We start from the raw sequence: 22,018 nt of genomic DNA, 5'->3' as shown, positions 1-22,018 counted from the left end.
GACGTGACAGACGCTGTTAGATTCAGGCGCTGCAGGAAGAACCGGGTCAGGCCTTCTCTCCGGAGGAGGTGAGAGGGTGGGCCGGACCCGGTGTCGCCGGCAACTAGTGGAAGGAAAAATTCGGACCAAGCCGTTCCCTGATAGCGGCGATGCCATCGCCGGGGTTAAGCGCACTGCCCGGCCGTCCTTGGCTGCGCGGAGCGATCCCGATGCGGGAGGCGTTACCAAGATCAGCAGGGATCCGGCTGTTGGCGCCGGTCCAGGTGGACCAATCACTGCCCGCTATATTGCTGGCCGTGGCGGCTGATCCGGATTTGCCGAACGCAGCAGCCCCCTCGACGATCAGGCCCGAAGCGGAACTTCCGAACGTGTAATTGACCCCGACGTGACTGGCTGTCTCGCCGGCGAGAAAGCCATCGATCGTCGCACTGCATCCACTGGCGCAAACCGGTCCGTCGCCAGTGACCGGGACATTGAAACTGGCAAAGCTATGATAAGTAAAGCCCGTGCTGGTATCGGTGTAAATGACCAGACCATCGGTTGCAGCGCCGGCAACGCCACCCGTCGTGGCTATGCCATATGATGACCCGCCGATGCCCACATCAAATTCCAGTCCGACCTTCGGTGTGGCACCGAACGCGATGGCGAGTTGCCCGTCAAATGTGCCCGGCGATTGCGACCCGTCCCGCAAGGTCGGAGAGGTAGAACCTACCAGATCATAGATGATCGTTCCGCCTGTTGGCAGATTGGTTGCAGCGCTGCCATAAACGAAATGCACGCCGCCATTTTCCGGATAGTCGAAATCGCGAGCACCGTTGATCGTCGACAATGTCGCGGTTCCACCTGCCCATCGTGACCAGTTTATCACCCCGTCGGCTGCCGTACCAAAGTCGACGATAGCGGCTGTACCGCGCTTGCCCGATGTGTTGGCCAGCCCCCTATATTCGCTCAGTCTGCCATCGCTGAAACCGACGGTCTGCATGCGATTGCCAAGCCCGTTGATGATCTGCTCATTCCGGGTAACTTCCACCGGCTCGCCTGCCTGATCGGCCCGTGCAAAACCCGCCACGCCGTGAATGGCACCATAGTCAGCCGTACCAATTTCGTAGGAGAAACCGACATAGCGGCCATCCTTGCCGCTGAGAAAGCCGCTGGCCGATCCGGTGCAGCCTTCACAACGTCCGAGTTCGGACAGGACCGTGCCCTCACCCCTGAAATTATAGACACCGTTACCGGCATTGATCACACTGATCGACAGATCGTCCAGTCCACCCGCGGAAAGAAAGTTGAACCGGTCATTGCCCATGCCGATGATCGTGTCCCAGCCCATTTTCAGCGTCGCGAAATCTATCGCAATTTCACCCTCAAATGTTCCCGGCTCACCCATTCCGTCAAACCGTGTCGGCCTGGTACCCCCGCCAACGGCATATTCCGCTCTTCCAGTCGGCAGCGTACCGGTTACATTCTCGCCAAAGATATAATTGATGGATTCGTTTCCTTCCAATATCCGCTTGCCGCCCTTGATGTTGCTGAATTCACCGTCGGCCCAGCGCGTCCAGCCCAGCACATCCCCGAGCGCACCATTATCCACATTTTTCGCGGTGCCGATGCTGCGGAAAGCATCACCGACACCTGCCTTGACCCTGACTTCCGACAGGGCTGACTTGTTGGACGGGTCGCCATCCGTATATCCGGTAATCCGGAAAGCCCGTCCTTCATCCGCCGGCTGCTCACCACGCGTCAGGAAATTGGTCGACACGTCGATTGCCGAGGCGAAATTTCCGGCCACCGGCTGAGCGAAACCGTCGTCAATCTTCTCACCGCGGAATGTCTTGGTGATCGGATTGGGCGTGCCGCCGCTATTCCCGCCCTTGGCAAAGGCGGCGCTGCCATCGATCCATTTGGTGACATTCAGGGCATCATCACGGATCGTATAGGCGAAGCCGGCATGGCTGGCCCCGTCTCCCGCGAGGAAACCATTGTAGATGAATCGGCAGTCGCCAACAGAACAGGCGATGCCAAGACCGTCTTCCAGATCGATTGTCCCATTGAACCGGCCATCGCTCAGCACCGAAATACTTGGTGCAAGCACGCCGCCTGCCGACGATATTTCATAGAGCGAGCCTGCGATGGAAACGCTGGCTTCAAGGCCTGCCAGAATCTGCGCGGTCCCGAAATTGACGGAAAATTTTCCATTGAACACACCCGGAGCGACGCTGTCATCGCGCAGCGTCGGACTGGTGTAACCGATCAGATCATAGTTCAGCAGGCCGCCACTGGGCGCATTGACCAAGGGAAGACCGAATATGAAATGGTCCCCGCTGTTCGGGCCTCGGAGAGCGCCGAGGATTTTCGTACCACCGGCCAGACGAGACCAGCCTATGATGCCCTGATCGCCACCTTTTTCTACCTCGTCACGCTCGTTGAACCTAATCTCGAGCCCGCTACTCAACCGGTAGCCGACAAATTCGCCCGCGTCGAACATCAGTGTGACCGGGCTGGCCTGACCCGTTTCGGTGATTTTGGCAAAGGCAAGATTGATATTCGCCTGACTGTCATCCGGTCGCACTCCATCGGAAGCGGCGAGCACTGGAGGAGGGGTATGTGTAGGCGTCGGGGTCGGAGTGCCGCCGCCCGTATTCCCGCCAAACTGGGGTGGAACCGTGTAGCCGGCTAGCCGGAACAGGCGCGCGAGTTCGTCCGGATCGATACCCGGAGGAAAGGCATTGGCGAACAGCAGATCGATCAGCGCCTGGACCGTCGGATCGCCCGGCGGGATCGTGCCCCCGGATGAAACCAGCGCCAGCAAATCCGCCAGCGAACCGAAGCTCGGTCCACTGCCGGAAATGCCGCCGACCGTATAGCCGGCAGCGCCCAGCGCACGCAGAAATTCCTCCAGCTGGAACTGGGAAATCGAAGAAGGCACTCCATAGGTCTGTAAGTTAAAGAGAAAGGCCTGGATCTGGGTGGGCGTCAGACCGCTATAAGTTCCCAGATTACCATTCGCGCTGGCCGCCAGAATATCGAGCATGATTTGTACAGCGAGCGCCGGATCAATGGCTCCGGTCTGGGCCTGAACAAGCGCCTGCAACTGCGGGATCGTGGTCGCGGACTGCAAGGTACCAGGCGTAAAATTCTGGGTTTGCGACACGCCGGCAAAACCGAGCGATGACGGACTGGTCTGGCTGGCATTTGCAAGATATTGCGCGGCTGTCCTCTGGGCTTGCTGCACCTGCTGGAATGCCGTCTGGCCGCCGCTGCGATTGGGTTGCACACCGACGCTCACGGTCGCGGAAGGCCCCGATCCTGCGCTGGCACGAAAAGCGCTGCCGGCACTGAAAATGCGGCTGCGTCCGTTGCTGCTGACCTGCATCGAGCCGGAGAGCGCAAAGCCGGAGAAGCTGCCGTCGGCAGCGATTTGGCCACTGGCACTGCTGCCGGAGCGCAAGGAAATCTGGCTGCCATTGCCCGCCAGAATCGGCACGGGATTCCCGCCCTTGGGAACAGAAGCGGTAAAGCTGCCACTGGTCATGCTGAGTTGGCCGTTGGAACCGATAGAATAGCTGGCAGGCCCGACAATGCTGACCATTGTCCCGTCATCAAGCTTCAGTTGCACCGTTCCCGAAGCAACCTGCTGCTCACCCCCGCCATTTTGCGCCGACGGACCACCGGCACCGGCGGACGCAAAAACCAGTTCAGCGCCCCAGACCGGAGAACAGGGTATGAGCAAGGCCGCGAGCGTTGTTACCAATGCGCTGGCACCGGCCAGCTTCACATCGGTCAGCAAGTTGGTATTTCTCTGATTGTCACGGGTCATGATGTTTCTCCCAGAAAATTCTTTTGAAGTTAGAAGCTCAGCCGAACGCCGACGGAGGCGGTCCAGCGGTCATAGTCGTACAGGCCGATATTGCTGTCGTTGCGCGTGTAGGTGACGCGGGGCCGGACGCTCAGACTGTCGGTAAATTTGTAGCGGACACCCAGCGATGCATCATATTGCATATCCTGGCGGCCCTTCAGAAAGAGCGGATCGCTGGCGTCATAATCCCGATGCTCGACACTTGCTCCGACAATAATCGCAGCCTTTTCGCCGAGATCAAACTCTCCGCCGAGCTGTGCGTTGACGAAGCCATAGCTGAGCTGGTCCGCTCCGGCGCGACGGGTTTCTTCCTTGCCGCCACCAATACCGCCGTAGAGACTGTCATCGGCATAGGTGATGCTGCCGGAAAAACGCTCGGCGTCCTGCAGCGGATTGCCGTCGTAGTTGAGCCGGAAATATTGCCCGCTGACCGACAGAGCACGATCGTTCGACAGGCGCTTGGTATAGCGCAGGTCGCCGCCGACGCTGGTGCGGTAACCGCGATGGCCGAGCCAGAATCTCTGCCCCTGCCCGGACAGGGACACCACATCACCATTGGCAAGGCTGTGGGCAATACCGACCGTGCCGACGGCCGACGCCTGGTCGACAAACCGCGTGTCGACATTGTCACGCCAGTTGCCGAGTATCGAACCGAACAGCCGCGTCTGCCGGCTCAACGGAGTGGAACCGGACAGCCCCCCCTGAATCTGGTAAAATCCGGCATCCTGTTCGCGCGCAGCGCCGTTCAGCGTCGCGGGACCGAGAAAGGCGAACAGCGGCAAAGTAATTGAAATCGCGTCGGTCGCGGTGTTGATATTGCTGTCATAGCCGCCTTCCACATCGAGATAGCCGGTAATTTCCGAAGGGCCGCCGGCGATCTGCTGATCCAGTGTCCGGACCAGGCCATCGATGCGGTTGCGGACCGGGTCGGGAATGGAAGGATCGCCGCGGACGGTTGCGAATTCCGCGCGCGCGGTATCGATATCGCCGGCCACAGCATAAGCACGGGCAAGCTCGGCTTGAGCACGTGCATGGTCCGGCTGCTGCGCCAATATCCGCTGAAAAGCGATGATCGCTTCACCTGGGCGCCCGCTTTCCAGCGCCGCCAGACCGAGCGCAAGATCATAATCCGGCTCTCCGGCGCGATCGCCTTCCTGAACTTTCAGTGCAGAATAGGCCGCTTCGGCCTGCCCTGCGCCCAGTTGCTGCATGGCATTGTGAACAAGCGGATCGCTTTGCGCCGCAGCCGGCGCAGAAGCGAGCGCGATCAAGCAGCTGTGCAAGGCGATGGTGGATATCGCGACGGTTTTGGAAAAGCGCATTCAGGCCCCCTGTCAATTCATTGGATATGAACATCGGATAGGACAGCGGCGCGCCATAGGCTTGTTACAAGCGCAGATAGAAAGATGACAAAGACGGTTATCCAGAGGAGAACGGGATGCGGTTTTGCCGTCCCGCTCCCGGCAATAGACGGGTTGCCTCCGGCGCCTTGCGTCGGTCTGATCAACTCAATGGCCTCGGACCCTGCCCGGAGTGCGGCGGCGGGGTCCCGATCAGGCCATCGTCATTCGGGCCGGGAGATCTTTTGCCAAATTATAACGGAGGGAAGATTTTCAACGTCACGCTCCATATCGCTATGCAGCGCAATCCATGCGGGGTTCGCTCTGTGCCAGCTTCAAATCATCCCGTTTATAAACATCGGGAAAATAGCGGATACTGCCGTCGTCCGCTCCTTCCGCGGTAAAATAGGCAATGTAGATCGGGATCGCCTTGGCAAGTGACAATCGTGTCGTTTCCCGGCTCGCCAATATTTCGTCAATCTGCTCTGGCGTCACGACTCCCTCGAGCAGGGTCTTGTCCAGATCGATAGCACCCCCCACCCGGATACAGCCGTGGCTGAAGGTACGCACCGGTTCCGAAAACAGATTCTTGTTCGGAGTGTCATGCAGATAGACGCTGTAGGGATTGGGCATCACCAGCTTCATCTGCCCGAGCGCATTGCCCGGTCCGGGGCGCTGGCGATAGCGGCCATTCTGGACGACATAGCCTTTGCGCCGCGCTGCAGCCGGATTGTTGCGCACCAGAGACCCGATACCCTCAGCAACAATCGATGTCGGAATTTCCCACCAGGGATTGAGGATCACGCCGCTGACCGTGGCTTCAAAAACCGGCGTCGGGGATTTGGTCTTACCCACAATGACCGGCCAGCTCTTGAGCTTCCGGTTATTTTCCCAAAGGGTGACTTCGAAACTGGCGGCATTTACCAGCAGATATTTCTCGCCCATAACCAGCCGCATCCAGCGCCAGCGCTCCATATTCACCGCCAATGCCGCACGCTTTTCCGCGTCAATTTCGGTCACATAGGCTGCGCGCAGCGCCTTGTAATGCGGGCTGCGAGGGCGAAGGGCGTCGAAATAGCTGGTCAGATCGTCGCGAAGCAGCGCTTTCATCAGCAGTTGCTGCGTGTCGATGAGACGGTCATCGCTACGGATGTGCCACTTTACCCGGGCCGAAGCGGGAGCACATCCTTCAAGATAGGCCCGCATCAGCTCATTGGCCGCGATCGTAGCAAGCCGCGATCGCCGATAGGGATCAGTGGCGGAATTTGGCTGACTGAAATCGCTAATGGTACAGTTTTCCAGCCCGTCAGAAGCACGCGCATCAACCAGCTGCTGCAGTTGGGCGATTTGCGGTTCGGTCCAGATCAGGTGATCACTCCCGCCCTCCGTTTGCTGGCCGACGGTCTGCGCCATGACCGTGGCAGAAAGCAGAAATCCGCCCAGAATTGCTGTAAATATTCTCATGATGTTCCCTCTCCAGCCTATTGGCGAGTATAACAATAAGTATTGATACTTAATCCTGGGTACAGGAAAAATATGCTATGCACAGAGGATGAACAGACGACATTTTATTACCGCCAGTCTGGTTGGCATTACCGGCGCCGCATATGGGCTGAGTACCCGGTCGCAGGCCGCCAGCAAGATTGAGACGCCACTACCGGCCGCTCCAGAAATCTCTCCCCGTGCCGGCCCTCTGACGCTGATCGAACGCGCCAAGGCGGCAATGGTCGCGCATCAATCATCATTATTGCAGACCGACAGGATCGGAATTGCCGACTATTCTCTGCACTCCGCCAAGGAACGTTTCCACATTGTCGACATGGCAAGCGGTAATATCCAGTCCTTTCTGGTGGCCCATGGCAAGGGTTCCGACCCGAGGCATACGGGCTGGCTGCAGGAATTTTCCAATATTCCGGGATCCGAAGCCTCTTCCGGCGGCAGCTATATGACCAGTGAAAGCTATGTTGGCAAACATGGCACATCCCGTCGGCTGAAGGGTCTCGACCCGACCAACAATATGGCCGAACCGCGCGCTATCGTGATCCACGGTGCCTGGTATGCGGAACCGGAAATGGTAGAGTCCCACGGCAAGCTGGGCCGCAGTCAGGGGTGCTTTGCCTTTTCCGAAAGCGATCTCCCGGTCATATTGGAGCGTCTGGGACCCGGCCGGTTGCTTTATGCCGACAAGGTCTAACGACCACCTAGCAAGCCCCACCGTCTAGCCCGGCAGCAGAAAATTCTCTGACGCTAGCGGTACAGGCCCGGCAAAATTACAGCCGACCCATTCGCGTTTATCGTCTGCACGTCGTTCTCGCGCGATCAGCGGCTCGCGGTTTTTTTATTTCTCTTCAGGCCATTTGATCGAAGGTCCGAGGTCGGCCATAACCTTGCGGGCATCAAAAGCGCGCGCTGCGTTGGCGGGCATCGGCCCCCGGCGCATCACGATGTCCGCTTCGGCTTCGAACCGCTCTACTGTCCGCACATCCGTGTCAAAGGACCAGAATGGATCGCGGCCATAGGGATGCCAGGTCGACCAGACGCCGCTGCGATAATAGCGCCAGTGCGGACGCCAGTTCAGATAGAGAGACCCGTAATAGGGCTCGTAGCGGGGGAAATGCTCGACATAGGTGTGCCGGTCGGTTTCGGTTGTATGGTCGGTTATCCGGAACCAGTCATAGCCACTCTGGACCGTGAGCTCCGCGGCCCGGTACAGGAGATAGCCCTCCACCGTATCGCGCGAAGTCAGCGTATTGCCGGCAAATCTGACACGATAATGGTTGTCGTCGATACGATCTTCTGAATAACCGCCGGAGACCCGCTGTCCCGCGATTTGAGGCTGATAAGGGGTCGCGGTCGCACAGGCGAGCAGCAACAGGGTCAAGAGCAACGCGCCTGTATTCGCCACAGCTTTGATGATATTCGGGTGATCCCTCATGGTCGGTCCTCCTGATGGCGCCGCAAATGCGGCCGAATCCATGCGATTTTCGGAGACTATGGCCGGATTGTCTTTACGTAATTGTTCGTAAGACCGGTCCGTAACAATACCTATCGCCGCCAGCAAGAGCGCCTCCTAGACAGTCTTCAGTCAATAAGCTGACGGGAGAATGAAATGCTGGTGCGCAAGGATAGCAGGGTGATCGCCGTGGACGGGTCCCGGATGACAATGTTCAAGAATATCGGGGAAGCCTTCGAACCGGTGCTGGAACTGATCGAGGAACATAAAAATCCTTCGTTGCGCACTTCGGAACTTGGTACCGACAGACCGGGGCGCAGTTTTCAGAGCAAGTCTCCCAACCGCGGAGCCCATGAACAGACCGATCTGCAACAGCAGGAAGAAGACCGGTTCGTGACCGATATAACGCAAAGAATCGAACAGATCATGTCGGGATCGAAAGAAGGCGTCATACTGGTCGCCGCGCCGCGCGCCCTGGGCGTCATCCGGAAACATCTGGGGCCGGAAACCAGCGCGCGATTGCTCGCAGAAATCCCGAAGGACTTTGGACCGGATGCAGCCGAACCGCTCGCTAAAATGCTCGCCAAGCATGAAGTTTGAGGGCAGCGGCTCCCCAGTCCGCGCCTTGTTTTCCCCGGCAGGACGCGCCGGTTCTTCTGGCGTCGATTTTTCGCACCCGGAACTCCAGCCATGACCCATGCTGACGAATATCGTTCCCGGCTCATGAGCGCCGGCGATGCTGTACGGGGATTGCAGCCCGGTGCCCTTATGGCGATGGGCATGGCGACCGCAGAACCGCCGGCCCTGCTGGGTGCGCTTGCCGATCTCGCGGAAAAGGGAGATATCGACGATATCAAATTGTGGTATTTTCATTCGATGGACCACGCCGCCGAGACGGTGCTGCGACCGGATCTGCTCGGCCGCATTCGTCCGCGCTGCATGTTTCTGAGCGCGATCGAACGCAAATTGCTGGGCGCGCAGAAACCCGGCACCAAAAGCCCCGTCGAATTTGTTCCGGTCGCCTTCAGCGATTCCCCGCGGCTTTTCGAAAAAGAAGTCTCGCTAGACCTGTTTGTGACCACCGTATCGCCGATGGACAAACATGGCTGGTTTACCTTCGGAACGAGCAACGATTATTCCACCGCCGCTGCGCGTAACGCGAAAAAGCTGGTGGTCGAGGTCAATCCCTACATGCCGCGCGTGTTCGGCGCCTCGCTGCTTCATGTTTCCGAAGTCGATGCGATCGTCGAAAACACAATGCCGATAGTCGAGGTTCAAGCGCCCGAAACATCTCTGGAGGAAGCACAGGTCGCCGCGATCATCGCCGACATGATCGACGATCGGGCCTGTCTGCAAATGGGCATTGGCGCGCTGCCGGGCGCGGTTTGTGCCTTGCTGCGAGACCGGCGGGATATGGGTATCCATACAGAGTTGATGACCCCCGCCCTCGCCGGCCTGATCCAGTGCGGTGCGGTTAGCAATCAAGCCAAGACCACCTATCGAGGCCGCAGCGTGTTCACCTTCGCCATGGGCGACAGGCCATTTTATGACTTTCTCGACGACAATCCTGCCATGCACAGCGCGCCGGTCAATATCGTCAACGATCCCCGCCATATCGCAAAAAACAGAAATGTCGTTTCGGTCAACGCTACGCTTCAGATCGATCTTGGCGGCGCGTGCAATTCGGAACATCTGATGGGACGACAATATAGCGGTTCCGGCGGGCAGCTCGACTTTGTCCGCGGGGCGACCGCGTCGAAAGGCGGCAAGTCGATCATTGCCTGCCAGTCGACAGCCCGGAACGGCACAGTTTCCCGCATCGTTCCCCGACTGGATGGGCCGGTGACCACCCCGCGCAACGACACCCATATCGTGGTAACCGAATATGGGTCGGTAGACCTGAAGGGCAAATCGCTGAACCAGCGGGCCGAAGCGCTGATCGGCCTAGCCCATCCGAAATTCAGGGACGAGTTGGCCAACGGTCTCTAAGATCCGGAAGGATATGCAGGCCATCATCCATTTCTCCAGTTGCGTGTCAGTCAGCACGGGAAAAGATACGTACACTCCCTGATATGGCCGCCATCCTTCGGCAATTACCATAGCGGCTTTCCAACCGGGGCAATGCGAGCCATTGAAGCATATCATCCTACCCACTTTGCCACATTCCGCCGAAACACCCTCGCTTGAGAGTGGCGGACTTTCGGTCGTCTCGATCAGCAAGAAATTTGGCAGAAAACAGGTGCTGACCGACGTTTCGATCGAGGTCAGGCCTTCCGAGGTGGTCGGTTTGCTCGGTCGGGACGGGGCTGGCAAGACCGTGACTTTCTATTCGATCCTCGGGCTGTTGCGGGTAAATTCCGGTCATATATTTCTCCATGGTGAAGATGTAACCCGGCTGTCACTCGACCGGCGTGCGCTTCGTGGCCTGGGTTATCTGCCACAGGAAGCCTCGATTTTCCGCGGACTGACAGTCGAACAGAATATCATGACCGTGCTCGAACTGTTCGTGCAGGATCCGGAGGCAAGAGCGCGGAAGCTGAATGAACTGCTTGATGAATTCCATATAGCCTATGTCCGTCATGTCCCCGCACGAGCGCTTTCGGGTGGCGAAAGACGCCGCTGCGAGATCGCCCGGGCGATGGCGGCCAGTCCGGCAATCATGCTGTTTGACGAGCCCTTCGCGGGCATTGATCCAATGTCTGTCCGGGACATCAAGGCAATGATTGCCAATCTGGAAAGCCATGATGTCGGCATATTGATCACCGACCAGAATGTGCGCGAGATGGTCGACATTCTGGACCGCGTCTATGTTCTGCATGAAGGACGGATCGTCTTTGACGGGACCCCGGAAGCCATGCTGGAGAACCGCCTCGTGCGCAGATTATATCTCGGTGAGGAATTTCATGCCGCCGCTAGGTAACACTACGGATGGCTTGGCCAATATGTTTCCTGCATTCGCAGCGAGACCGGTTTCAGGAGAGCAAGGGCTCCTCCAAGCCACTACCGGCAAAATGTTCAACGAAGGAGAGACAAGATGAAATCCGTGCTTCTTTATATCAACGACGATTCCGGGCTCGACGCCCGCTATCAGGCGGCACTGGATCTCACGCGCGCGCTGGAGGGACATCTTCATTGTCTGCGCCCTGATCCTTACCGGCCGCAAATGGCATTTGATGGCGTTACCGGGATGTCGGTCATGTACGATATCAGCAAATATACCAGCGAAGCCGATTTGCTGCTGAAAACGGAAATGGAGAAACGTCTGACGGGCGAAGACGTGCCTTGGGATTATCAGGAAGCCAATGCGGAACCGGCCCGCGGCCTTGCACGCAATTCCGCATTGACCGACCTGATCGTGCTCAGTTCGTGCAGCGGAATAAAGGACAATACACTGCCCCTCGGCTTGCTGGGTGACGTGATTTTCAACACCAGTGTTCCGGTCGTCGTCCAGCCGGACAGCGTCAAAAAATTCGACGCAGCCGGCCCGGCGATCGTCGCCTGGAACGGCAGCTTCGAAGCGGGCAATGCGCTGCGGGCCGCCGTGCCGCTGCTCAAGCTGGCCAGCGATGTGCACATCGTTGTGGTCGAGGAAGAAAAGCATCACGACCTGCCCCCGCTGGAGGCGTCGGAATATCTCTCCAGACATGGTATCAAGTCGCAAATCCACGAACTTGCCGCCGACAAATCCTCGGTTCATGCCATATTGCTGTCCACCATCGATACGCTGAACGCCAGCTATATGGTGATGGGGGCTTATGGTCATAGCCGGGCCCGCGAATTCCTGTTCGGCGGCGTTACCCGCAACCTGTTCTGGGATTGCCCGGTTCCGCTGGTCGTGACGCATTGATCCGGGAAGTTTAGTTTCCAGAAGGATGTCATTATGAGCGGTGTCACGATCAGATTTCACGGTGCCGCGGGGACTGTCACCGGTTCCTGTTTCGAAGTCAGAGGTGCGGGCAAGACCCTGTTGGTCGATTGCGGCATGTTTCAGGGCACCCGTTCGCTCGAGGCGCTGAACCATGAACCGCTCCCTTTTGATCCGGCAGAAATCGATGCGGTGCTGCTGACGCATGCCCATCTCGATCATAGTGGCAGGCTTGCCTATCTCTATGCCAGCGGCTGCAAGGCGAGAACATATTGCACCGCGCCCAGCGCCGACATCATCAAGCCGTTGTTACAGGACGCGGCCAAGTTGCAGGCCGCCGACGCCGAGCGCCGCAACCGCCGGGCCGACAGGGCGGGTCTACCGCCATTTGTGCCCCTTTATGATGGCAAGGACATCGCGAAACTGCACAGGAATGTCCGTGCGGTTTCCTACTGCGAAGAAAACAACCTCGGCAACGGTGTCTCCTTTCGGTTCTGGGATGCCCGCCATATCGTCGGATCGGCGTCGATAGAAATCAACATTGCAGGCCAGCGCCTGCTATTCTCCGGCGATATCGGCCCGGGGCGATCGATCAATTGCACCACCTCGGAAATCGGCGGCTATGATCATGTCATCTGTGAATCGACTTATGGTGATCGGGATCGCGAGCTCATATTGGTCAGCGAACGGCGTGAAACTCTGGCACGTCATGTCGAGGAAGTAATTGCAGCGGGTGGCAATGTTCTGATCCCGGCATTCGCGCTGGAACGGACACAGGCGATACTGGAGGATTTCGATGCCCTTTTTGAATCCGGGCGGCTTTCCCCGATAAATGTCTTCCTGGATTCTCCCCTGGCCCAGAAAGTCACGATGGCGGTAATGCGCTACCGCGACAGCGGCACCGGCATGCTGGACAGGACCAACATTCGCTTCATCGAGAATGTGGCGGAATCGAAAAAGCTGAACCGGATGACGGGTGTGGTCATCATCGCCGGATCAGGCATGTGTACGGGCGGCCGGATCAGACATCATTTGATCCGCAACCTGCCGCGAAGACAGTCCCGGCTGTTGCTGCCTGGCTTTCAGGTTGCAGGAACACTGGGGGCGGTGTTGCGGGATGGCGCCAAGCGCGTCCGGATTTCCGGCAATGATGTCATCGTGAAGGCGCAGGTCGCGACGCTTGAAGGCTATTCCAACCATGCCGACCGCAGCGGCCTGGTAGAATGGATAAAGGATCGCACACCGGTCACAGGATCGCTTTTCCTGGTACACGGAGAACAGAGCGCCCTCGCCGGTTTCGCCGACGCCCTGAGCGCCATCCCGGATCTGCCGGCCACGATCGTTCCGAAGCTCGGCGAGACTTGGCAATTGCAGCCCGGCGAGGCTGCGGTCCGGCTGACTTCCGGCCGGCCCGACGCGGCAGATTTGACCGCTTCGCGCGACTGGATTTCCAAGCTTGCCGCTCTGCGTGAAGAGGTTGAAGAAAAGCTGTCGAAACAGCCGACCAATCAGGGCCGTGAAAAGATGCTGGCGGCACTCAAGCGGGCGCTGGAAAGCGTCTGACAGCCCCAACGCCCTGCCAGCTGTCCCGTCTGGGTAGAGGCGACACATAATGTCATTCTCTGTCCGCTAGTATAGTGCGGCGATTTTGAAATCGGCTTCGAGTTTGCGAAGAAGATCCGGATCCGCGATCCATTTGCCCAGAACGGCGCCCGGCTCGGCGGTTTCGGAAAATCCGGAACGTTCCGCTAATTGTCGCCACACTTGCCGTGCATTTTCCTTTTCGCCCAGCATAGCGGACGACAATATATAGCTGATTTCCAGTCCGAGAGCGGCGCCGGGTATCGAATCGAGATATTTCGTCGACAATTCCTGTGCAGCCTTGGCATCGCCCCGCCGCAGTTTTTGCATCGCCACCGTCGCTGCGATGGCCAGCTCCGCGTTGGAATCCATCTGCAAGGCCTTGATGGCATAGGCTTCCCCTTCGGGCATATCACAGGCGAGCATATACATGCCCAGATAGCCCATGATCCGGGAATTCAGAGGATTGAGGCCGACAGCCCGCTCTCCCCACAATTGCCCCCTGCGGCAATCGCCCTCGTAAAATGCGCTCTGCGCCACTGCAAATGTGGCTGAGGCACTGTTATTGTCGATTTTCGCGGCCCGCGTTGCGAATTCCTCGCGCGACCCTTCGATCGCATCGGGAAGATCGAATTTCTCCGATACGTTTTTGGCCGTCGCCACCACGCTCATCAAATAGGAATCGTTAGGAAATTTTTTGGCCGAGGCGTTCATGCATTTCAACACCCGTGTCAGCAGCGTTTCGTCGCGATAGCGCATATATTGATGAAATTGCAGCACGCACGGATAGCCTGGCGAAAAATCGACGCGATATTTGGACAGTTCGTGCTGGGCGATCTTGCCATAGGGACCGGCAATATTGATCACCGCCTGGTCAAGACCGGTTTCCCGTTCCTCACTGCTGGCGGTCTCGATTCTGCTCGACCAGATCACTTCTCTGGTGACGCTGTCCACAAGCCGCAGCTGAACGCGCTGGGCCGAGTCGTTCAGGCTGGAGGATTCGAGCAGATATTGGGACGCGTGTTCCGGATCGGCATTCTCGTCAAAAACCCGCACCTGATCGAATTTTTCCAGTGCTCCGACCAGATGACTGTGGACAATTTCCAATGTGGCGCGAGAGGAAGAATTTACGATCCCTTCCGTCGCCTTCACTATGATGGCAGGATAGGCAATCGCGACTTCCGGCTCTTCCTCGCTCTTCTGGAAATAGAATAATGCCCCGCCGGCCAGCAGCAGTAAGGCCGCAAGGATCGCAACGATATATAAGCGGCTGGTCGCCACGCGCTCGGAGAAAGATCCAGTAGCAGTTTCCTGTTCCGTATCTGGCGTGGCAGAAGGCTGGTCGGGCTCTCTGCGTCCGATCGGCGGCTTGGCTACCGGTCGGTCCTCGGGTCCCGCGGAGTCTGGGCCATTGTCCGAGGCCTCGTTGGATCCCAGGATGATCTCGTAATGGTGATAGGGGATATGGAGCCGGTTGGCACTTTTTTCGCGCAGATAAAAATGGTCGAGCATCCGCCGCAACCGGCCGATCTGGACCCGCGGATAGCTGTCAATCTGGGTATCGAAACTGTCGTCGCGGCCCAGCGCATCGACGGCGACGGCATAAGCTGTCAGCGGTTTCCCGTCTTCCTGCAACTTGTGATCGACGAGAAATCGGAGCAGCTTGCTCATGGTCGGGGAGCGTGCAAATTCGGAACTGCACAGCAGCCGATCGCGCTCCAAACAAAGTTGAAGCTTCTCCGCTTCGGTCAAAATTCGCAAGGTTCCTCCATTTGATACGGTAACTTACTCCTGTTACCTATTCAGCTGCAAGCGGTGTGGTGTGGGCCTATATACCCGTATCTCATAGGATAGTTGCGAGTAGTTCGCAATTAAATGACCGAAATCATTTAAGTTTTCGTTCTTCCGGCGTGCTCAGGTCGACAAAGCAGCCGAAAATCCCCAGCACTGCCCCGTCACCGCCAATCTGGCATGTGCCCCGTGCGAGCACCGGAAGGTCATTGCCATTCTCGGTCAATATGCGCGCGCGAAATTCGAAATCAACACCTTCGTCCAGCGCCCGCGAGACGGCTTCCTGCACCATCGGACGATCATCCGGATGATAATAATGGATGGCATTCTCGAGCAACGGATGGCCCAGCGAATGGCGACGCTCGTGCATGTCGAAAACATAATCCGACCATTTCACAGTATTTGATCTTGCATCCAGATGCCAGGATCCAAAGCGACCGACATCCTCGGATATTTCCAGTGTCAGCTGGCATCGTTCAAGGTCTAGCCGGGCGGCCTGCAAGTCCACGCGGAGACTTCGCAGTCGAACGGCCATATAGGCAATCACCAGAACAAGGAATAATGCCAGAAAATAAGAAAAATACTCCAATAACACCCCCAGCATTACGTCCCCTCCTGTCGACGGGAACTATTCCCCTGAACGATTGCCAAATATTCCGAATTTGGCGTGCTGGGGGTAGTAACAAATCGATCACGAAATTTCGATATCTTTCTGCAAAGAGATAATTGACAAATTCGGTTGGCCAAAATTGATGATAATGGTTGATGACAAATCAATGGCGAACCATCGCTTCCGAACGTCAGCAATTGTCGTCTTTCGAGCCGCGCGGCCTTCCAGCCAACATCAGATATTCGCGGGTGGACCGGTCGCTGCTATTTCTTGAACATTCCCGAGCGGTCAAAGACCGTCAGGATTTCAGTGACCAGCGTGGGATTGTCAATCCATTGATCGAGCACTTCGCGCGGCGAACTATTCTCGGTCAGTCCATAGCCCGTGGCCATCGTTTTCCAGATGCGGCGCGCCTCGTCCTTTTCACCGAGCATCGCCGAAGCCAGCATATAGGTCAGTTCGAGCGCCGGATCCTTTCTCGGCGAGGAAGCCATATATTCCGAAGTCAGTTCGCGGGCGGCGAGCGCGTCACCTCTTTTCAGCATTTGCAGGGCGACGGCCGCGGCAATCGAGAGATCGGCATTGGGATCCAGTTCCAGCGCCCGGGCAGCATATTGTTCACCTTCCGGATAATCACAGCCGATCATATAGAGGCCCAGATATCCGATTATCCGCGAGTTCAGCGGGTTCAGCGCGACGGCTTTTTTGCCCCAGGCGACACCAGTCGCGCAATCACCGGCAAAAAAAGCCGACTGCGCCACGGCGAAATTCGCGCCTGCGCTATTCTGGTTAAGCGCTTCGGCTTTTCTGGCAAGCAGCATTCCCGCACCCCTGGCGGCGCTGCCCTCGGTAAACCGTTCCGACATGTTGCGAGCAAAGGCGGACACGCTCAAGAGATGGGCGTCATTGGGGAACTGCTCCACCGATTCTTGCAGACATTTTTGCAGCGGTCTCCGCTTCATCTGTTCGCGGTAGCGAATGAAAAGATCGAACTGGAGCAGACAGGGATATCCGGCGGAATAGTCATTCTCCAGTCTGGAAATCTCTGTCTGGGCAATTTCGCCATAGGGGCCCGCCAAGGCGATGATAGCTTTGTCCAGTTCCAGCCGGAAGCTTTCATCATTCCCCGTATTCAATTCCCTCGACCATAATATCTCGCCACTCTGCCCGTCCAGCAGACGCAATTCTATTCTGTCTGCCGTCGCCTCCAGGAAGCGCAGCCGTAGTATATAGTCGGAATTTTCCGGCTGGCCGGACTGGGCATCGAATATCCGAATGCCGCCAAATCCGTTCAGCCCACGAACCAGTTGGTTGCCGACGGATTCGGATAGTTGCGATGCGCGCACGCCCGAAGCGCCGTCGGGCAGATCGAGAGCAATTCTCGGATAGGCGATCTCGTCCTCGTTCTGGGCTGGCCAGAGAAAATATATTCCTGCGCCGATTGCGACCAGCAAAAAGCAGACGGCGAGTGCGACAGATACCCCCTTGTACCAGGGTCGCTGGCTGTCGTTCCGCCTTGGAGCTGGCGGGCGCAGTTCCGCTTCGGAGTGCCATGACGGCCCGCTGTTTCCGGTAGCTGGATCTGTGCCCCGACCGATCAGATCTTCTTGATCGCCGGCGGGCGTAACATTGGGCTCCAGGATGATTTCATATTTATTGGGAGCGATAGAAAGGCGGTTTTCCCCTCCCTTGCGCAAATAGAAATTGTCGAGCATCCGGCGCAGGCGTCCCATCTGGACGCGCGGATAGCTGTCTGTCTGCGTATCGAAATCCGCGTCGCGGCCGAGCGCATCGGTTGCGATCGTATAGCTTTTCAGCGGGACGCTGTTGCCTGACAATTTATAGTCGACCAGAAACCGCAACAATTTGCACATGCTCGGCGAGCGAGCAAAATCGGGATCGCTCAACAGTCGGTCGCGTTCCAGACATAATTGCAATGCGGAGGCATCGTCCATAGGTTGATTAATGTCCTTCCCTGGATCATTCTAAGGGCGACGACATTCTATGGATGCAGAACTGCCCCCACAAAATGGGTGTAACCTATTGTAACATAGCTTGGGACTGAAAATTATTCAAACCATCAAATCTGGATAGAATCTGGATTCGAACGGGGAACAGAAATTTGACGCAATGACATGAAATATCGTTTCCTACATTTTGAACTTGATACCGAGCGGTTCGAACTGCTCCGTAAGGGCAAGATGGTTGTCATACAACCTCAGGCGTTCGCCATATTGACGATGCTTGTCGAGAATCGCGACAAGTTGATGCTCAAGGAGGAACTGGTCCGGCAATTGTGGAGCGGCCGAACCATCTCTGACAGCGCGTTGTCCAGCCAGATCAAGATGTTGCGTCGCATTCTAGGCGATGATGGCCAGGAGCAACATATCATCCAGACTGTCTACGGCCGCGGATTCCGTTTCGCCGCTCGCGTCGAAATCCTTTCGTCCCCGGCAAGTGCAGATGGCGTGCGGGTTCGTCCGGAAGTATCGGACGCACTGGTCGATCAGGCGGGAAAGCCGCCGGTTATTGCTGTGCTGCCGCTTTGCAAGATCGGTGACATGGGGGTCCATGGCGGATTGCCCGAAGCCCTGCCCGCAGATATCACCACGGCGCTGTCCCAGTTGCGCTGGCTGTTCGTCATTGCCCGCGCATCCAGTTTCCGTTTCGACGCCAATCTTCCCGACCTTGCGAAAATGCGCGAGGAACTTGGTGTCGACTATGTGCTGACCGGCTGGGTTGAGCTGGTTGGCGACCAGATGCTGGTCGGAGTGGAACTGACCGAAACCCGTCAACATCGGGTCGTCTGGGCCGAGCGCTACGATGCGCCGCTTGCCAATATCCACGTTCTGCGGGCGCAGATGGTGCGCGATATCATTGCCGCAATCGATCTGTCGATCAGCGACACCGAAGCCTCCTATGCGAAGCTGAGAGCGCCCGACCAACTCACCGGCTGGGAAGCCTATCATCTGGGGATGTCCACCATAAACGGCGCAAAGATGGACCTGAAGCTAGCGCTCGATCATTTCGAATTTGCCCGGTCGAAAGCCCCGACATTCGCGCGCGCACATGCCGGCACGGCTTATATCCACGGACTCGGCCTATACCATCTCGCGCGGGGCGGGAACGAGGATGTGGCGATCCATCGCATGCTTTCACTGGGAGAACAGGCGTTGCGCTGTGATCCGCTCGATCCCTTTGCCCATCTCGTCAGCGGCCGCGCAGAACGAATGACCGGCAATATCGACAGCGCGCTGGACCATTATGCAAAGGCGATCGCATTCTGCCCCAATTATGCCGAAGCCTATAATTCGCAGGCCGTTATTCTATTGCTGCGGGGTGATTTTGCCGCCGCCTATGAAGCGGCCAGACTGGCGACGAAACTAAGCCCCAATTGTCCGATGCGCTTCGAGGCGGAGACCACCCAGACCTACGCCGCATTCAATCTCGGACAGGAGGAAGAGGCCCTGACACTGTCGCGCAGGCTGGCCCGGTTATCGCACCATAGTCCGCTGGCTCTGCTTGCGGCCATGACGGTGTTCCATCATCTGGGGAGCGAGGAAGAGGCGAAGCTTGTTCGATCCCGCATGCTGTCAAGCGGCATGGAGCCGAGAACCAACATGGTTCGCACATTTCCGGAAAGCGCCGCGGAAATTTCCGACCAGATCACGCAGGCCGTCGCGCATTATTTCAACTAGGCGCCTGTTCGGCCAGGTTCAGGGCAAATATCGCCCTCCCCCATTGCCGATACAAAATGCGGCTATGTCTTGGCAGCCGCCCGCTCTTCGTCAAACGCGCGCAGGACAATGGTGCCGATCGACAATTCTTCATTGTCCGCATTCCGGATGCTTACCCGGTAGAAAAATTTCGATGTGGCCTTGAACTGTGTCAGCGCTTCGGTTGCCGAATGCAGCGTATCGATCAGGATCTCTTTGCCAAGATCGTCATGGCCGATCACCTGGAAGGGAAGACGATCAACCGCAGAATCGCCCGAACCGGAGCTGTCCTTGTTAAGCGCCGCCAGCTCGCCGGTATCGATGCGCGCCGCCCGGTAGAAGGTGGACAGCCAGACCATCAGGTCATCAAGAGGCAGTCGCCGGGAAAAGACAATCCCGACACGCGCCCCTGATTGCCAGCGAACGGTGCCACTGATGTCCAGCAATTCGGGAACCGACAGACGAATATTCTTGCCGATCTCGAACACATGTTCGGTTCTGACGCAAATGCCGGCCGGTGAAATATCGCAAATATCACCGTGGATCAGGCGCGATCCCTGGTAGATATTGATCGGATGCTTCATCTCGATACGCGGCAGGCGCGCAACACGGCCCTGCTTTGAATCATTCGGCTTGGTCAGCACCTTGGCAATATCGATCGGTGTTGAAAACTCGATGCCGGCCAGCGCTTTTTTGCGCCACCGCACGGTGCCCGTCAGTTCCTGTTCTTCGGTCAGAAGGGCGGATACCGTGTCGCCCAGTTCGAAATTGGGATGGACTTCGACCATCATGCCGGTGGCCGAAAGATTCTTGATGAAACCCCAGCCTTCGCCTGCCTCGGCCTTGATCTTGGCAAGCCGCAGCATGGCAATATGCCGGTCCTGTTTTCTGCGGTCCTCGTCAACCACGATATTATCCGTTGGGGGAGCGGAGGAGGTACCAGATTCGATCATATTTGTCATTTACTTGACCTTCATTCGGTATCGTAGGGAAAACCGTTCATATTTGCCGGTCGTCGGCAGCAAGGCACCACTCGGCCGGAGTTTGATATGCGTAACGTTTGCATCAAATCCGTCGGTATCGGCGACGGGGATATAGTCGAACGTTTTGCCCCCGTCGTTTGAAAACTCGACGGAATCGTCCGCGCTGGAAAGGCCGTCAAAGCTGAATTGGAGGCCACTGTCATTGTCCTTAAACATTGCAGGGCCGGTTCCACTGTGATCGAGATCACCAACAAACAGGGTAAGATGTTCGGGAACCTTATCGGTAACCGCAAAGGATGCGGCAGGAGAACCGTTTGTGCTCGGTCCGCTGACCGAAACCAGAAAGTCCACAACGGCTCCTGGAACAGTAGCGAATGCCCCGCCATTTCCGGCAGGACTTCCGACGATATTGCTGGAGAGTGCGATGGCGACATTCTCGCCCGGGTCAGCTTCCGCGAACGCCGGAAGCGGGATTGCGACAAGTGCAAGCGCCAGCGCGCACGACAAGGCATCCGGCCTTGCGGCAGCGCGCGTGGCCCTGCGGTCGCTTCGAACCGCTACAGCCTGGTATTTCGCACTGGATGTCTGCATCATCTTTTCCCGTTATAACCTATATACTGCAACTCGACGTCTAAATTAAGGATATCGTTTCCGATATTTTTGCTCCCTGATATCAATTCCCTTCATCCGACGACTCAATGCAATTCGACCAGATGGAGTTCGCACGATTGAGCGGGGCTGCTGATATCATCGGCCCCCAATAGAATTTCACAACTGTGATAGGTCGTGCTGCGCGATACGGCGATCTCTGAATTTCTCGCTTCAGTCCCGCCTTGCGCACCGGAAGTCATTGTGAATGGTTTGACTATCCGGGCAGTGGCAACAGCGGTAGCGTTAGCATTTTGCGGTTCGGCTGCCGGGTCGGTGGCAAATGCTTCGGAAGCCAGCGCCGGTAATATGATGACTATCATGACCGCAAGGATCGACAGTGGCACAAGGCTGGAATAGCGGAACAACCGAGAATATTCGGTCTTCACTCTCCACATTATCGAACCACCTAACTGCATGACGCATCCCAACTACTGGTTTGCAAGAGGGAAACCGCCAGGCGCTTGTCCGATGATGGAGCGGATAGAATGTCTACCCGCTCCATCAGGAACAATCGGTACGATATTGACCAGAATATCGTACCAATGCCGGGGCAACTGTGGCGCTTAATTGGGTTACCACAGGCAAAAGCCGTATTGCCCCACTTGCCTATCCTTTGTGACGGAGCTGGCCGTGAAAAGGCAGTTAGACACGGCTAATGTTACAGCATGTTAC

Annotated in this window: 17 protein-coding genes; 7 read left to right on the top strand and 10 right to left on the bottom strand. The window is 57.3% G+C overall.

Going from position 1 to position 22,018, the window contains the following annotated elements; all coding sequences use genetic code 11:
• Positions 1 to 103: 103 nt before the first annotated feature.
• From CHN51_RS13075 to CHN51_RS13065, 3 genes are all read right to left on the bottom strand, one after another.
• Entirely contained in the window at positions 104 to 3,817 is a 3,714-nt protein-coding gene (locus tag CHN51_RS13075; protein WP_100094417.1) for a hypothetical protein, read from the bottom strand.
• A 29-nt stretch (positions 3,818 to 3,846) separates the two neighbouring features.
• A complete protein-coding gene (locus tag CHN51_RS13070; RefSeq protein WP_100094416.1) occupies positions 3,847 to 5,178 on the bottom strand; it encodes a surface lipoprotein assembly modifier in 1,332 nt (443 codons plus the stop codon).
• A 312-nt stretch (positions 5,179 to 5,490) separates the two neighbouring features.
• Positions 5,491 to 6,660, bottom strand: coding sequence for a L,D-transpeptidase family protein (locus CHN51_RS13065; RefSeq protein ID WP_100094415.1), 1,170 nt, complete (start codon positions 6,658 to 6,660; stop codon positions 5,491 to 5,493).
• A gap of 88 nt (positions 6,661 to 6,748) precedes the next feature.
• Between CHN51_RS13065 and CHN51_RS13060 the strand changes: the two genes are divergently transcribed.
• A complete protein-coding gene (locus CHN51_RS13060; RefSeq protein WP_100094414.1) occupies positions 6,749 to 7,390 on the top strand; it encodes a murein L,D-transpeptidase catalytic domain family protein in 642 nt (213 codons plus the stop codon).
• 144 nt (positions 7,391 to 7,534) lie between these two features.
• On the opposite strand, the gene CHN51_RS13055 is transcribed toward CHN51_RS13060, so the two are convergent.
• Positions 7,535 to 8,131 (bottom strand): hypothetical protein, encoded by a 597-nt coding sequence (locus tag CHN51_RS13055; RefSeq protein ID WP_100095628.1) that lies wholly within the window; start codon positions 8,129 to 8,131, stop codon positions 7,535 to 7,537.
• Between the two features lie 174 nt (positions 8,132 to 8,305).
• Here CHN51_RS13055 and CHN51_RS13050 point away from each other — a divergent pair, with 174 nt between their 5' ends.
• The 5 genes from CHN51_RS13050 to CHN51_RS13030 all read left to right on the top strand — a co-directional run bounded on the left by CHN51_RS13050 (position 8,306) and on the right by CHN51_RS13030 (position 13,577).
• On the top strand, positions 8,306 to 8,749 hold the full coding sequence (locus CHN51_RS13050; protein WP_100094413.1) for a host attachment protein: 444 nt from the start codon (positions 8,306 to 8,308) through the stop codon (positions 8,747 to 8,749).
• A 90-nt stretch (positions 8,750 to 8,839) separates the two neighbouring features.
• Positions 8,840 to 10,138 carry an acetyl-CoA hydrolase/transferase C-terminal domain-containing protein gene (locus tag CHN51_RS13045; RefSeq protein ID WP_100094412.1) on the top strand — a complete coding sequence of 433 codons (1,299 nt, stop codon included), beginning with the start codon at positions 8,840 to 8,842 and terminating at the stop codon, positions 10,136 to 10,138.
• Between the two features lie 142 nt (positions 10,139 to 10,280).
• A complete protein-coding gene (lptB, locus tag CHN51_RS13040; protein ID WP_346426325.1) occupies positions 10,281 to 11,069 on the top strand; it encodes an LPS export ABC transporter ATP-binding protein in 789 nt (262 codons plus the stop codon).
• A 114-nt stretch (positions 11,070 to 11,183) separates the two neighbouring features.
• Entirely contained in the window at positions 11,184 to 11,996 is an 813-nt protein-coding gene (locus CHN51_RS13035; RefSeq protein WP_100094411.1) for a universal stress protein, read from the top strand.
• 33 nt (positions 11,997 to 12,029) lie between these two features.
• Positions 12,030 to 13,577: an MBL fold metallo-hydrolase gene (locus tag CHN51_RS13030; RefSeq protein ID WP_100094410.1), complete on the top strand. Its 1,548-nt coding sequence runs from the start codon at positions 12,030 to 12,032 to the stop codon at positions 13,575 to 13,577.
• A gap of 66 nt (positions 13,578 to 13,643) precedes the next feature.
• Here the strand turns inward: CHN51_RS13030 and CHN51_RS13025 are convergent, their stop codons facing one another.
• The 3 genes from CHN51_RS13025 to CHN51_RS13015 form a co-directional block, all read right to left on the bottom strand.
• Positions 13,644 to 15,266, bottom strand: coding sequence for a hypothetical protein (locus CHN51_RS13025; protein ID WP_123906322.1), 1,623 nt, complete (start codon positions 15,264 to 15,266; stop codon positions 13,644 to 13,646).
• Positions 15,267 to 15,480: 214 nt separating this feature from the next.
• Positions 15,481 to 15,975, bottom strand: coding sequence for a PAS domain-containing protein (locus tag CHN51_RS13020; protein ID WP_164089199.1), 495 nt, complete (start codon positions 15,973 to 15,975; stop codon positions 15,481 to 15,483).
• 284 nt (positions 15,976 to 16,259) lie between these two features.
• On the bottom strand, positions 16,260 to 17,951 hold the full coding sequence (locus tag CHN51_RS13015) for a hypothetical protein (protein ID WP_100094407.1): 1,692 nt from the start codon (positions 17,949 to 17,951) through the stop codon (positions 16,260 to 16,262).
• Between the two features lie 180 nt (positions 17,952 to 18,131).
• Between CHN51_RS13015 and CHN51_RS13010 the strand changes: the two genes are divergently transcribed.
• Positions 18,132 to 19,694 (top strand): winged helix-turn-helix domain-containing protein, encoded by a 1,563-nt coding sequence (locus CHN51_RS13010; protein ID WP_100094406.1) that lies wholly within the window; start codon positions 18,132 to 18,134, stop codon positions 19,692 to 19,694.
• 62 nt (positions 19,695 to 19,756) lie between these two features.
• Here CHN51_RS13010 and CHN51_RS13005 read toward each other — a convergent pair whose 3' ends face one another.
• The 3 genes from CHN51_RS13005 to CHN51_RS12995 all read right to left on the bottom strand — a co-directional run bounded on the left by CHN51_RS13005 (position 19,757) and on the right by CHN51_RS12995 (position 21,741).
• Entirely contained in the window at positions 19,757 to 20,674 is a 918-nt protein-coding gene (locus CHN51_RS13005) for a PilZ domain-containing protein (RefSeq protein ID WP_100094405.1), read from the bottom strand.
• Complete coding sequence (locus tag CHN51_RS13000) at positions 20,675 to 21,289, bottom strand: hypothetical protein (RefSeq protein WP_123906321.1); 615 nt, start codon at positions 21,287 to 21,289, stop codon at positions 20,675 to 20,677.
• Positions 21,290 to 21,390: 101 nt separating this feature from the next.
• Positions 21,391 to 21,741 carry a hypothetical protein gene (locus CHN51_RS12995; protein ID WP_164089197.1) on the bottom strand — a complete coding sequence of 117 codons (351 nt, stop codon included), beginning with the start codon at positions 21,739 to 21,741 and terminating at the stop codon, positions 21,391 to 21,393.
• Positions 21,742 to 22,018: the final 277 nt, after the last annotated feature.

It is taken from the genome of Sphingorhabdus sp. YGSMI21, from assembly GCF_002776575.1.
Classification (GTDB): domain Bacteria; phylum Pseudomonadota; class Alphaproteobacteria; order Sphingomonadales; family Sphingomonadaceae; genus Parasphingorhabdus.
The sequence above is the reverse complement of the archived record's forward strand: the minus strand, read 5'-3'. Positions and strand labels throughout refer to the sequence as shown.

Coding starts and splice junctions, on each gene's coding strand:
- CHN51_RS13060 (WP_100094414.1), top strand. CDS start 6,749: ATGAACAGACGACATTTTATTACCGCCAGTCTGGTTGGCATTACCGGC.
- CHN51_RS13045 (WP_100094412.1), top strand. CDS start 8,840: ATGACCCATGCTGACGAATATCGTTCCCGGCTCATGAGCGCCGGCGAT.
- CHN51_RS13075 (WP_100094417.1), bottom strand. CDS start 3,817: ATGACCCGTGACAATCAGAGAAATACCAACTTGCTGACCGATGTGAAG.
- CHN51_RS12995 (WP_164089197.1), bottom strand. CDS start 21,741: ATGTGGAGAGTGAAGACCGAATATTCTCGGTTGTTCCGCTATTCCAGC.
- CHN51_RS13050 (WP_100094413.1), top strand. CDS start 8,306: ATGCTGGTGCGCAAGGATAGCAGGGTGATCGCCGTGGACGGGTCCCGG.
- CHN51_RS13005 (WP_100094405.1), bottom strand. CDS start 20,674: ATGACAAATATGATCGAATCTGGTACCTCCTCCGCTCCCCCAACGGAT.
- CHN51_RS13025 (WP_123906322.1), bottom strand. CDS start 15,266: ATGAGCAAGCTGCTCCGATTTCTCGTCGATCACAAGTTGCAGGAAGAC.
- CHN51_RS13055 (WP_100095628.1), bottom strand. CDS start 8,131: ATGAGGGATCACCCGAATATCATCAAAGCTGTGGCGAATACAGGCGCG.
- CHN51_RS13000 (WP_123906321.1), bottom strand. CDS start 21,289: ATGATGCAGACATCCAGTGCGAAATACCAGGCTGTAGCGGTTCGAAGC.
- CHN51_RS13065 (WP_100094415.1), bottom strand. CDS start 6,660: ATGAGAATATTTACAGCAATTCTGGGCGGATTTCTGCTTTCTGCCACG.
- CHN51_RS13035 (WP_100094411.1), top strand. CDS start 11,184: ATGAAATCCGTGCTTCTTTATATCAACGACGATTCCGGGCTCGACGCC.
- CHN51_RS13070 (WP_100094416.1), bottom strand. CDS start 5,178: ATGCGCTTTTCCAAAACCGTCGCGATATCCACCATCGCCTTGCACAGC.
- CHN51_RS13030 (WP_100094410.1), top strand. CDS start 12,030: ATGAGCGGTGTCACGATCAGATTTCACGGTGCCGCGGGGACTGTCACC.
- CHN51_RS13015 (WP_100094407.1), bottom strand. CDS start 17,951: ATGGACGATGCCTCCGCATTGCAATTATGTCTGGAACGCGACCGACTG.
- CHN51_RS13010 (WP_100094406.1), top strand. CDS start 18,132: ATGAAATATCGTTTCCTACATTTTGAACTTGATACCGAGCGGTTCGAA.